This is a genomic window from Promicromonospora sp. NPDC050249 (assembly GCF_040656015.1).
Lineage (GTDB): Bacteria > Actinomycetota > Actinomycetes > Actinomycetales > Cellulomonadaceae > Promicromonospora.
Map to the genome: position 1 here is coordinate 44,829 of NZ_JBFAKY010000022.1, position 12,262 is coordinate 57,090.

A 12,262-nucleotide genomic window follows, 5' to 3' on the forward strand; every position below is an offset into this window, starting at 1 on the left:
ACGTATGCGTGGGGTTCCAGCCGAACTTCATTCGGTACGGCCGATAGGATCCCGACCATGGACGAACTTGATTCGGCGATCGTGCAGGAGCTCCAGCGCGATGCGCGGCAGACCAACCGGGACCTGGCCCGTCACCTCGGCATCGCACCCTCGACCTGCCTGGAACGGGTACGGCTCCTGCGCGCCCGCGGCGTCATCCGCGGGTATCACGCCGAGATCGACCCGGCAGCGCTCAACCGCAGGGTCGAGGCGTTCGTCTCCATCCGGCTGCGCCCGCTCAACCGCGATGTGATCGACTCGTTCAAGGCCGCACTGATCAAGCTGCCCGAGGTCGTCGCCGTCTACGTCCTCGCCGGAGACGAGGACCTTCTCGCCCACGTGACCGCCCGGGACCTCGACCACCTGCACGCGTTCCTCATCGACCGCCTCAGCCAGCCACGGGAGGTCGTCACCTTCCGGAGTCAGATCGTCTTCCAGAGCGCACAGAAGCGGGTACACCAGCGACTGCCCGAGGAATAGTCCGCCCAGAGCCGCGCGGGCCGCTCACCGGGCGCTCCGCCGTGGGGGCGGAGGAAATCTCCCGCGCCCACGGCGGTTCCCACCATGTCGGGGCCCGGAGCTCGAACCCTAGGTTCGAGGACATGGAGATCAGACCCGCTTCGCTCGTGATCCCGCCCGCGGCCAGCCCGGGAAGGGATTGAGATGACCATCGCTCTTGGCTCTCCAGCCCCCGTCGAGAGGCCGACCCCTGCCCGTATCGGAGGGGCCGCGATCGGGGCGCTGGGCGTCCTCGCCCTCGCTCTCGGCACCCTGCAGACGGTGGTGGACCCGGCGCGTCCCCTGCTGGAGCGCGAGCTGGGTGTCGACTCGGCCGCGGCCGCGCTGATCGCCAGCACGCTGCTGATCACCGGCGCGATCGTCGCGCCCATCGCGGGCAAGCTCGGCGACCGCTACGGCGGGAAGCGGGTGCTGCTCGTGCTGATGGCGCTGGTCTCGGCAGGCGGCGTGATATCGAGCCTCGCGCCGAACCTGCCGGTACTGCTGGCCGGCCAGACGCTGCAGGGCGCGATGGTGGGCGTACTGCCCCTCTCGTTCATCCTGGTGCGCAAGAACTTTCCGAAGGGGCAGACACAGGTGGCCGTCGGGGTGGTCAGCGCGCTGTTCACCGCCGGCGGCATCGTCGGGACACTCGTCGCCGGGCCGCTGGCCGAGGGCCTGTCCTGGCACTGGATCTTCGCGGCGCCGACGATCGTGATCGTCGCGGCGACGGCGGTCGTCCTCCGGGTCATGCCGAACGATCCGCCGGGCGAACAGGGCACCACCATCGACTGGGCGGGTGTGGCCCTGCTGAGCGCCACCTTGGTCGCGCTCATGCTGGCACTCCTCGTGGTGACCGGCGGCGGCATCCCTCCGCTCGCGGTGGGTGGCATCGTGCTCGTCGTCGCCGCGCTCGCCGCGGCCTGGGTGGCCGTCGAACGCCGGGCCGTCTCGCCGATGGTCGAGCTGCGCATGCTGACGGCGCCCGCCATGTGGAGCGCGGCCGTGCTCACCATCGCCATCGCCGCCGTCTCCGCGATGCTGCAGACCTACGTCCCCAAGCTGTTCGAGGTGTCGGGCGACGGCTACGGCCTGGGGCTCGACACCACCGACATCGGGCTGTTCATGATGCCGGCCTCCATCGCCGGCGTGCTGGCGGGCTCGGTCGGCGGGCTCGCCGTGCAGCGCTATGGCGCACGGGCCGTGGCCACAACGGGCGCCGTGGCGACCGCGGGCATCCTCGTCGCCGTCGCGGCGCTGCACGACACGGTGTGGCAGCTCGTCGTCGCCCGGGCGCTCGCCGCCTTCGTCGGTGGCCTGATCACCACCGCGCTGCTCGCCAGCACCGCCACCGCCGTGGCCGCCAAGGACACCGGCATCGCCACCAGCCTCCTCGTCGTGATCCGCCTGATCGGTGCCGTCGCGGGCGGCCAGGTCGCCGGCTCGGTCCTCGACGCGGGCAACGACCCGGCCTCCGGCCTGCCCGCCGAGTCGGCCTTCGTCACCGGATTCCTCGTCGCCGCCCTCGTGGCCGCATCGTCCCTGCTCGTCGTCCGCCACCTGAAGAAGGAAGTCCAGTCATGACATCTCGGTCCGGCACCTCCCGCCCCCACACGTCCCGGCGCACCGTCCTGATCGCCGGAGCCAGCCTCGCCGGCCCCACGCTGGCGTACTGGCTGCACCGGTACGGGTTCGCCGTCACGGTGGTCGAGAAGGCTCACGCACCTCGCGGGGGCGGCTACCCGATCGACGTCCGCGGCACCGCGGTCGAGGTGGTCCGGCGGATGGGCATCCTGCCGCGGCTGCAGGCCGCGCACATCGACACCGGACGGTTCACCTTCCTCGATGCCGACGGTGCCGAGGTGGCCACCCTCCATCCCCATGCGGTCGCCGGGAGCGTCGAGGGGCAGGACCTCGAGGTCGCGCGCGGGGACCTGACCGCCGCGCTGTACGAGACCGTCCGGGACGCCGTGGAGCTCGTGTTCGACGACTCCATCGACCGCCTCGACGAGCACGGGCACGGGGTCGACGTCACCTTCCGCAGCGGCAGGCAGCGCACGTTCGACGTGGTGGTCGGCGCCGACGGCATGCACTCTGGCACCCGGAAGGCCCTGCTCGGGCCGGAGGAGCAGTTCCACCGGTACCTCGGCTACGCCTTCGCCGTGTTCACCATGCCCAACACCCTCGGCCTGTCGCGCGAGCTCGTGATGTGGAACACCCCGGGCCGGGCCGCCGCCCTGTACGCCACCGGGGACACCACCGACGACCTGCACGCCTTCCTGAACTTCCACCAGCCGGAGCGGCCGCTCGATGTCGTGCGAGAGGGCCTGCGGGACCCGGACGCCCAGCGAGACCTGGTCGCCGGCGCCTTCGCCGGTGCGGGCTGGGAGGTCCCGGGCATCGTCGAGGCCATGCACCGCGCGGACGACCTGTTCTTCGACACGGCGGGTCAGATCCGGATGCCGAGCTGGTCGAGCGGCCGGGTGGCGTTCGTCGGCGACGCCGCCTACGCGCCGTCGTTCCTGACCGGGCAGGGTTCCAGCCTGGCGCTGGTGGGCGCCTACATGCTCGCCAGGTCGCTGGCCATGCACGGGGACCACGTCGAGGCCTTCGCCGCCTACGAGCGGGACACCCGCGAGTTCGTCACGATGAACCAGGCACTGGTCGACAAGGGTGGCGCCCGGCTGTTCCCCACGACCGCCGAGGCGCTGGAACGACGCAACGCCATGCTGCGTGAGCTGGTCGCCATGCCGGCCACGACGCCGCAGCCCGCCCACTCGGCCCTCGTGCTCCCCAAGCCTGCGCCGACGGCGTGAGCCCGGTCCGGACCCCGGAAGAAAACCCGGAGGAAATCCCTACCGCTCCCGGGGGAACCCACCCTGTCCTGGCAGGGCGGCCCCGAGGCAGGCTGGCAACATGAAGACCATGACCCTCGACCCGCGAGCGCGGCGGTCCGGGCAGAGCCCCGGCTGGACGCACCTGCTCGGCGCGCCGTCGTCCTCCGTCACGTGGCGCTCGTACGGCTACCTGTGGCTCATGCTGCTCCTGGGGCCGTTCGCCCTCGCCTACGTGCTGGTCACCGTGGCGGTCACGGCCGGGGCCGCCGTGACGGTCGTCGGGCTGTTCGTCGCAGGAGGGCTCGTGGTGGGCGGGCGGTGGTGGGGCGCCACCTACCGCCGTCTGGCAGGCCGCCTGCTCGGCACGCACGTCGCGGCGCCGGTGCCCCGACGGACGCGGCAGGGCTTCTGGCCGCGGCTCGGGGGAGCGCTCGGCGACCCGGCGGGCTGGCGAGCGCTGCTGTTCATGCTCGCGGCCCTGCCGGTGACGCTCGCCGGGTTCGTCGTGAGCACCGCGTGTCTCGTGCTCGGGCTCGGCAGCGTGACCTACTGGTCCTGGTTCTGGTCGCTGCCTCCCGAGCTGGCCATGGACAGCTCGTGGCACAACCCGGCCGGCCTCGCCCTCGTCGCGCTGGGCGGCCTGGTGATGCTGGTCCTGTGGCCGCTGGCCCAGTCGGGTTTCGTCGCCCTGCTGAAGCTGCTGACCAGGGTGCTGCTCGGACCGACGGCCGCCAGCCTGCGGGTCGCCGAGCTGGAGCGCTCCCGGGCGGGCACGGTGGAGGACGCCGATGCCCGGCTGCGCCGCATCGAGCGAGACCTGCACGACGGTACCCAGGCACGCCTCGTCGCCGTCGGTATGCAGCTCGGCGAGGCACGTGAGCAGCTGGTCTCCGGCGAGACGGACACGGTGGGCGAGCTCCTCGAGGTGGCGCACGCCTCGACCAAGGACGCCCTGGCCGAGCTCCGCGAGCTGGCCCGGGGCATCCACCCGCCGGCGCTGGACAGCGGCCTCGCGGTCGCCCTGGAGACGCTCGCCGCACGCGCGCCGCTACCGGTCACGGCGGACATCGACCCGGCGGTCGAGGCGGGCGGCCGCCTCGCACCGGCGATCGAGTCGATCGTCTACTTCTCGATCGCCGAGCTGGTCACCAACGCGGCCAAGCACGCGCGCGCGTCACGGGTCCACGTGCGGGTCGAGGTCGTCGCCGACGGCGGGAGCGGCGTCCTGCACATCCAGGTGCGGGACGACGGCGGCGGGGGAGCGGCTGTCGTCGCCCCCGACGGGTCCGGGCTGCGGTCGGGCCTCGCGGGGCTCGCCGAGCGCGTCGGGTCGGTCGACGGCACGTTCGACCTGTCCAGCCCCGTCGGCGGGCCGACCGTCGTGACCATGACGCTCCCTGCGGCGCGGGCCGCCGCGGCAGGTGTGCGCCGCACGGGTGCCGGTGGCCGCGCATGACCGGGCCGGACACGACGCCGTCGGGCGGACTGCGGGTGGTGCTCGCCGAGGACTCCGGGATCCTGCGCGACGGGCTCGTCGCCCTGCTGACGCGGCGGGGGCACGAGGTGACGGCCGTGCCGGACGGCGAGAGCCTGGAGCGTGAGGTCCTTCGCCTCGCGAGCGAGTCGTCCGTGCCCGACGTCGTGGTGGCGGACATCCGGATGCCACCGACGTTCACCGACGAGGGTCTGCGCACCGTGGTCGCGTTACGGGAGCAGCTTCCCGGGCTCCCCGTGCTGCTCTTCTCGCAGTACGTGGAGACCAGGTACGCCGGTGTGCTGCTCCAGGGTGACGCACGTGGCGTGGGGTACCTGCTCAAGGACCGTGTCGTCGACGTGGGGGAGTTCACCCAGGCGCTCGCGCGCGTGGCCCGGGGCGAGACCGTGCTGGACCCGGAGGTGGTCTCCCAGCTCATGGGCGCCTCCGACCCGGACGCCGGCCGGGTGCGGCTGACCGACAGGGAACGCCAGGTGCTCGACCTCATCGCGCAGGGCCGGTCGAACGGCGGCATCGCGGAGCAGCTGTTCCTCTCCCAGGGCGCTGTGGAGAAGAACGTCGCCGCGATCTTCCAGAAGCTCGACCTGCCGTACGACGCGGCGGACAACCGCCGGGTGCTCGCCGTGCTGCGTTACCTCGGGACCTGAGGTATCACGTGCCTTCGACGACGGCCCGCAGCTGCGAGCGCGCAGTGACCCCCAGACGGGGGAAGCTGCGGTAGAGATGGGAGCCCACGGTGCGGGGGGAGATGAAGAGCCTCTCCCCGATCTCGCGGTTGGTCAGACCGCGGGCGGCGAGCCTGATGATCTGTTGCTGCTGCGGCGAGAGGTCGGCCAGTGCACCGCTCGTCGACGCGCCCTGGTCGACGCCTGCGGCCCGTGACTCCGTTCGTGCCCGCTCGGTCCATGGATCGGCGCCCAGGCGCTGGAAGGTCTCCAGCGCTTCGGCCAGCGGCGCCCTGGCCTCGGCCACACGTCGGCGACGACGAAGCCACTCCGCGAGGTCGAGCAACGCCTGCGCCCGTTCGAACGGCCAGTGCTCGGTGAACGGGTCGTCCAGGGCGGCCCGGAAGTGCGGCTCCGCGCTCCCGGGATCCGCCAGCAGACCGCGAGCCCTGTGGAGGAGCGCACGGAGCCGAGGTGAGACACGGTCGCCCAGGTCCTGCGCCGCTGTCTCGACGATCTCGGCGGCCCCCTGCCCATGACCGCTGCGCACCGCGGCCGCCGCGAGGTCGGCGAGGGCGGCGTACGAGGCGTGGTAGTGCACGGGCCCGTCGTCCTCGGTGAAGGTCGTGCGCAGCTGGTGGTAAGCGGTCTCGTGGTCGCCCTCGGCGGACGCGGCGGCGGCAAGGGCGCGTCGGACGTACACGAACACCGAACGGCTCTCCAGGGGATCGACGAGCGCGATGGCGCGCGCCGCCTGGGCCCGGGCGCCGAGGACGTCGCCCTGGAGCGCGAGCACCATGGCGTCCACCGCTGTCGCGCAGGCCACGGCATGGTCGAGCCCGGCCGCAATCCCTGTCGTGATGATGCGCGCGCTGACCTCCCGCGCCCGGTCCCACCGCCCGCGCTCCAGGTAGGCCCAGGCCGCCGCGCCCCCCAGGCCGTTCGGAAGGGTGGTTCCCGCGTGCACGGCGTCCAGGGCAAGGTCGAACGTGTCGACCGCCTCCGGCGTCTCGTCCAGGAGCCACGCCGCGATGCCGAGGTACGTCAGCTGCTCCGGTCGGGTCCGTCTCTCGGCGGCGAGCCGCGCGCCCAGCATCCGCAGATCCGCGCGCCTGTCGTGCGTCGGATCACAGACGATCCGCACCCAGGCCCGCAGCCAGTCCTGACCGGCGTGCTCGGGGATGCTCCGCAGCACGTCGTGGATCGCGTGCCGCTCGGCCGCCCTTCCTGAGTAGAACCGGGCCACGGCGGCGTCCGCGAGGATGTTCAGCGCGCTGTCGGGCTGTTCCGTCGCGAACTGGCCGGCCGCCCGCATCAGTCGAGCGAACGCTGTGGTGTGGCGGGCGGTCAGTACCGTCAGCCGGCTCACCTGGACGGTAGCTGCGGCCATGAGCGAGGTATCCCCGGTCCGGGTGTGCACCGCCTGCGCCAGGTGCTCCACCCAGGCGAGATCGCCGGTCAGCACCGCGCTCCTGGCCGCCTCGACAAGCAGTCGGACGCCGTGCCCGGCGTGCGGGGTGAGCTCCGCCGCGCGGTGCAGGGCTTTGCCCGCGGCCGCGGGGCCCCCGCGCCGGCGGGCCTGCTCGGCGGACCGCTCGAGCAGCCCCGAGATCGCGGCGTCCTGTCCCGTGCAGGATGCCGCGAGGTGCCAGGCCTGCCGGTCCGGCTCGTCGGGCAGCATCTCCGCGAGAGCCTGGTGGGCTGCGCGCCGATCGTCCGGAGCGGCGGTCTGATAGATCGCGGAGCGGACGAGAGGGTGACGGAACCGCACGCGCCGGCCCATGCGAACGATCAGCCCTGCCCGGTCCGCGGGCTCCCAGGCGTCGAGCGCGGTGCCCGGCGGTATCGGTGCGGGGATGATCGCCGCGTCGACCGGGTCCATCGCCGCCAGGCGCAGCAGTGCTTGCCGGGTGACGTGCGGCAGCCCAGCCGCTCCCGCGCCGAACACGCGTGCCAGCTCGTCGGTGAGGGGGAGCGGACCCGCCGAGGTCTGGTGGCCTGCCGCGTCCAGAGCGGCGGCCCTGGACAGCTCGGTGAGCGCGAGCGGATTGCCGGCAGCTTGCTCGACGACGTCGGCGCTGAGCCGCGCCGTTGGCCGTGTCGGCAGACCCTCGAGGAGGCGCGATGCCTCGGCGTCGTCGAGCGGTTCGAGGACCGTGACCGGCACGTCACGCCCTGCACCCCTGACCGCATGTCCGGTCTCGGCGGCCATCAGCAGCGTGACGGCCTCACCGCCCAGCCGTCGTGCCGCGAAGGCGAGGGTGTCGAGCGAGACCTGGTCGCACCGGTGCGCGTCGTCCACGAGGAGCAGGACCGGCTGCCGGGCGGCCAGGTCGGACAGCAGGTCGAGCAACGCGTTACCCGTCACCATGACGTCCGGGCTCGCCGTGCCCGTACCGGTGCCTGTTCCCAGGGCCGAGCGCAGCGCAGCCCCCTGCCGCCCGGGCAGCACGTCGATCCGGTCCGTGACCGGGCGGAGCAGCTGGTGCAGCGCGGAGAAGGCCAGCGTCCGCTCGGACTCGCTGCCCTGAGCGCGCAGCACGGCGGATCCGCGCGACTCGGCGTGGCGAGCCAGGGCGTCCAGCAGCGTGGTCCTGCCCATCCCGGCGTCACCCACGAGCAGCTGAACGGTGCCCGCGCTGCCGGGCTCCTCGACCGTGCGAAGAAGTCGGGCGACGCCGTCCGCCCTGGTCGACGTCGTGCTCCGTGAGCTCGTGAGCCGGGCGAGGTCCCAGACCTGGTCCCGACGGACGTCCTGCGGCTCCATGGCGTCTCCTGAACTTGCGGGGGCCGACGGTCATCCTACGAGCCCGGTGGTCCGCGGCGTCGACCTGCAGGTGCAGTCGACTGACGGATACCGGGGGAGCGGCCCGGATTCCTAGGGTCGCGGAGCAGGCTTCCGCAGAGACAAGGACCTTCATGTCGCAGATCACCCTCGGGGACGTCACCATCACCCGGGTCCTGGAGTACTTCGGCCCCGTCGAGATGACTCCCGAGACGTTCTTCCCGGACAGCTCCAAGGAGGTGTGGGACGGCGCTCCCTGGCTGGCACCGCACTTCGTGGACCCCGCGACCAACATCGTGAACTCGGCGATCCAGACCTGGCTGTTGCGCAGCGGCGGCAGGACGATCCTCGTCGACACCGGCGTCGGCAACCACAAGGAGCGTCCGTACTCTCCGGTCTGGAGCCACCTGGAGACGGACTTCCTGCACAACCTCGCTCGCGCCGGCGTCCGGCCCGAGGACGTCGACGTCGTGATCAACACGCATCTCCATGTCGACCACGTCGGCTGGAACACGTACCTGGACGGCCGGAGCTGGGTCCCCACCTTTCCCCACGCCACCTACCTGATGCCGAAGGACGACTTCGACTTCTGGAACCCGGCCAACAACTACCGGCCCGTTCTCGGCCGCGGCAACCAGAACGTGTTCGAGGACAGCATCGCTCCGGTGCACCAGGCCGGCCAGGTACTGCTCTGGGAGGACAGCTACCAGATCGACGAGCACCTGCGCCTCGACGCGGCTCCCGGCCACACACCTGGGTCGTCCACGCTCACGCTGACGTCGGGTACCGACCGCGCCGTCTTCGTCGGCGACATGCTGCACAACCCCGTGCAGCTTCTCGACCCCGACTCCAACAGCTGCTTCTGCGAGGATCCGGCGCTCGCCCGTGCGACGCGGCGCAAGGTGCTCGGCTGGGCAGCGGACAACAACGCGCTGGTCATCCCGGCGCACCTCGGCGGCCATGGCGCCGCGGAGGTCTCCCGCGACGGCAGCGCCTTCGCGGTGAAGAGCTGGGCGCCGTTCTCCCTGTACCCGACCGAGCCGTCCTGACCCCCGTGAAGAGGCAGCAGATGAACAGCGATACCGACGTCGTCGTCACCACGGACCGTGGAGCCGTTCGCGGTACCCGCGGGGACGCCGCGGCCGTGTTCCTCGGCGTCCCGTACGCCGCCGCACCCCGCGGCGCGGGGCGGTTCGCGCCGCCGCAGGAGCGTGCGCCGTGGGACGACGTCCGCGACGCCACCCGGCCCGGCCCCACGGCACCTCAGGCCGAACGTCGCCTCGGCAGCATCGACATGTCGCCGTACTTCGGCACCGGCTGGGGTCACGGCGACGACTACCTGACCGTCAACGTCTGGACGCCCCCTGGCATGACGGGCGGCCTTCCGGTCATGGTGTTCGTCCACGGGGGCGGGTTCGTCGCCGGGTCGACGAACGCCGCCCTCTATGACGGTTCCGCCTTCGCCCGGGACGGCGTCGTCCTGGTGACGGTCAACTACCGGCTCGGCATCGCCGGATTCCTCGACGTCCCGGGAGCCCCGGCGAACCGCGGTCTGCTCGACGTCGTCGCAGCCCTGGACTGGGTCCGGCGGAACATCACGGCGTTCGGGGGAGACCCGCGCAACGTCACCCTGTTCGGGCAGTCGGCCGGGGCGACGATCGTCGGCGGAGTCCTCGCGCACCGTCCGGCGTCGGGACTCTTCCGTCGCGCGATAGTCCAGAGCGGGAGCGGGCTCGGCGCCTTCACCACCGAGCAGGCCGCCCGGGTCACCAAGGCGGCGACCGAGGCTCTCGGGATCGAACCCCGAGTCGATCAGTTCGCGCGGCTCTCGGACGCACAGCTCGTCGAGGCCGCGTCCCGGCTCGGCGGTATCGACCTGCGGACCGAGACCCACTACGACCCGCTGATCGGGCTGAGCCCGTTCAGCCTGGTCCTGGACGAGCAACCCGCCGTGTCGGTCGCCGCGGGAGCCTCCGCCGACGTCGACCTGCTCATCGGCACCAACACGGAGGAGGGCCACCTCTACCTGGTCCCGGTCGACAAGTTCGCGTCCTCGGACGCGGCGGACGTCACTCGCGCCGCGACTGCGTCCCACCCCAGCCCGGTGGAGCTCGTCGAGAGCTATCGCTCGTCCAGGCCCCGTGCGACCTCCGGTGAGCTGCGGTCCGCGATCATGGGTGACGCCCTGTTCGGTGCCGGCAGCTGGGCGCTCGCCGACGCGCACACCGCGCAAGCGCCGTCGTCCACGTTCGCCTACGAGTTCGGGTGGCGTTCCGAAGCGCTCGACGGCCAGCTGGGCGCCACGCACGCGATCGAGCTGCCGTTCGTCTTCGACACTGCCGATCTGCCGGTTCTGAACGGGCCGCACGCGATGCTCGGCCCCCGGCGCCCTCCGACCGGGCTCGCCACGCGGATGCACCAGGCCTGGGTGCGGTTCGCCCGCACCGGTGACCCGGGGTGGGCCCGGTACGACGACCGGCGCCGATCCACCGTGCACATCGACGCGGAGTGGGCGGTGGTGGAGGACCCGCGTGGCGAGGAACGTCAGGCCTGGTCCGTCGACCGCCGTCCGCGGGGGTGACCTCGTCGCCGGCCGCAGCCGGAACGGATCCTCCCTCGGCCATGGTTGACACCTTAACAAAGTTCAGGCAGCCTGGGCTCACGGGGAACTGAACTTAGTTAAGGAAGTCCGAGGAACGGGAGCGCGTGATGCGGCAACGAGCATTGGTCGTCGGGCTGGGGATCGCGGGCATGTCGGCGGCGATCGGGCTGCGGGCGGCCGGCTGGGAGACGGTGGTCGTCGAACGGGCGCCCGAACGGCGGCAGGGCGGGTCCTTCGTGGGTCTGCTGCCGGACGGCAGGCGGGCGGCGGTCGATCTGGGCATCGCCGACGACCTGCACACCCGCAACCCCGCCGACGGCGGACGCGCCTGGGAGCTGGACCGGCGCGGGAACCGCGCGCCGGGGCTGGGGTTCCTGCACCAGCCCGGGCGGCCCGCCGCGGTGGTCCGCGGTGACATCGAGGCAGCGCTCTGGCAGGGTCTCGGCCGGGCGGGCGCCGGTGCGCGGATCGACGTGCGGTTCGCCACCCGGCCCGTCGAGATCGGCGACGAGGGCGCCGGCGTCCAGGTGCTGCTCCGGGACGGCGGGACCGGTGAGGACTACCGCGAGGAGTACGACCTCGTCGTCGGCGCGGACGGCTTGCGGTCCGACGTGCGCCGCCTGGCCTTTGGTCCGCATGCGCGGTACGTCCGCGACTGGGGCGCGATGATCTGCGCCTTCCAGCTTCCGGGCCAGGTGCCGGGCTACGGCGACCAGGACAGCATCATCAGCGCCCGTGCGGGGCGTGCGGCCTGGGTGTTCGGCTTCGCCGACCGGGCGCCCACCGCCCTGCTGACCTACCGCACGACGGACGTCTCCGGGCAGTTCGCGGGGGACCGGATCGAACGGCTGCGTTCCGCCTACTCCGGTATGGACGATCCGGTCGTGCGGTACGTCCTGGACGAGCTCGAACGCGCGCCCGAGTTCCTGTTCGACTCGGTCCACCAGGTCAGGATGCCGCGGTGGAGCACGGGCCGGGTGGTGCTGGTGGGCGATGCGGCCTGGTGCCTGAACCTCTACTCGGGCATGGGCGCCACGAGTGCGCTCCGGGGCGGCGCGGAGCTGGGCAAGGCGTTGCGGAACGCGTCGGACGACGTCCGCGCCGCGCTGACCGCCTGGGAGTCGGCACTGCGTCCGTCGATCCTGAGGCATCAGCGCATCGCGCACCTCAAGCAGCAGATGTTCGTCCCGTCGGGCCGGGGGACCGAGGCGGTGCGCTCGTTCGTCCTGAGGCTCGGTGGTGCGGCCCGCAGGCGGCAGATGGCCAGGGGGCTCAGTGCGACGTCATCGATCGAACATCGCGACTAATCTATTGATTATCGAGCGATCATCATCGATAATC

At 72.3% G+C, this 12,262-nt stretch carries 9 protein-coding genes; 8 read left to right on the top strand and 1 reads right to left on the bottom strand.

Going from position 1 to position 12,262, the window contains the following annotated elements; translation table 11 throughout:
• Positions 1-57: 57 nt before the first annotated feature.
• The 5 genes from AB0I32_RS18175 to AB0I32_RS18195 all read left to right on the top strand — a co-directional run bounded on the left by AB0I32_RS18175 (position 58) and on the right by AB0I32_RS18195 (position 5,516).
• The gene (locus AB0I32_RS18175; protein WP_357508463.1) at positions 58-519 is read left to right on the top strand and encodes an Lrp/AsnC family transcriptional regulator; all 462 of its coding nucleotides are present in this window, start codon (positions 58-60) and stop codon (positions 517-519) included.
• Positions 520-702: 183 nt separating this feature from the next.
• Complete coding sequence (locus tag AB0I32_RS18180) at positions 703-2,121, top strand: MFS transporter (protein WP_357508466.1); 1,419 nt, start codon at positions 703-705, stop codon at positions 2,119-2,121.
• Positions 2,118-3,353, top strand: a complete 1,236-nt coding sequence (locus AB0I32_RS18185; protein ID WP_357508468.1) for an FAD-dependent monooxygenase — start codon at positions 2,118-2,120, stop codon at positions 3,351-3,353. The genes AB0I32_RS18180 and AB0I32_RS18185 overlap by 4 nt, the downstream gene beginning before the upstream one ends.
• 100 nt (positions 3,354-3,453) lie before the next feature.
• Positions 3,454-4,830: a sensor domain-containing protein gene (locus AB0I32_RS18190; protein ID WP_357508469.1), complete on the top strand. Its 1,377-nt coding sequence runs from the start codon at positions 3,454-3,456 to the stop codon at positions 4,828-4,830.
• A complete protein-coding gene (locus AB0I32_RS18195; RefSeq protein WP_357508471.1) occupies positions 4,827-5,516 on the top strand; it encodes a response regulator transcription factor in 690 nt (229 codons plus the stop codon). The genes AB0I32_RS18190 and AB0I32_RS18195 overlap by 4 nt, the downstream gene beginning before the upstream one ends.
• A gap of 4 nt (positions 5,517-5,520) precedes the next feature.
• Here the strand turns inward: AB0I32_RS18195 and AB0I32_RS18200 are convergent, their stop codons facing one another.
• Positions 5,521-8,301: an AAA family ATPase gene (locus AB0I32_RS18200; RefSeq protein WP_357508473.1), complete on the bottom strand. Its 2,781-nt coding sequence runs from the start codon at positions 8,299-8,301 to the stop codon at positions 5,521-5,523.
• 152 nt (positions 8,302-8,453) lie between these two features.
• On the opposite strand from AB0I32_RS18200, the gene AB0I32_RS18205 reads away from it, so the two are divergent.
• The 3 genes from AB0I32_RS18205 to AB0I32_RS18215 all read left to right on the top strand — a co-directional run bounded on the left by AB0I32_RS18205 (position 8,454) and on the right by AB0I32_RS18215 (position 12,228).
• Positions 8,454-9,368: an MBL fold metallo-hydrolase gene (locus AB0I32_RS18205; protein WP_357508475.1), complete on the top strand. Its 915-nt coding sequence runs from the start codon at positions 8,454-8,456 to the stop codon at positions 9,366-9,368.
• Between the two features lie 20 nt (positions 9,369-9,388).
• Positions 9,389-10,900: a carboxylesterase family protein gene (locus AB0I32_RS18210; RefSeq protein ID WP_357508477.1), complete on the top strand. Its 1,512-nt coding sequence runs from the start codon at positions 9,389-9,391 to the stop codon at positions 10,898-10,900.
• Between the two features lie 128 nt (positions 10,901-11,028).
• Positions 11,029-12,228, top strand: coding sequence for an FAD-dependent monooxygenase (locus AB0I32_RS18215; RefSeq protein ID WP_357508479.1), 1,200 nt, complete (start codon positions 11,029-11,031; stop codon positions 12,226-12,228).
• Positions 12,229-12,262 lie beyond the last annotated feature (34 nt).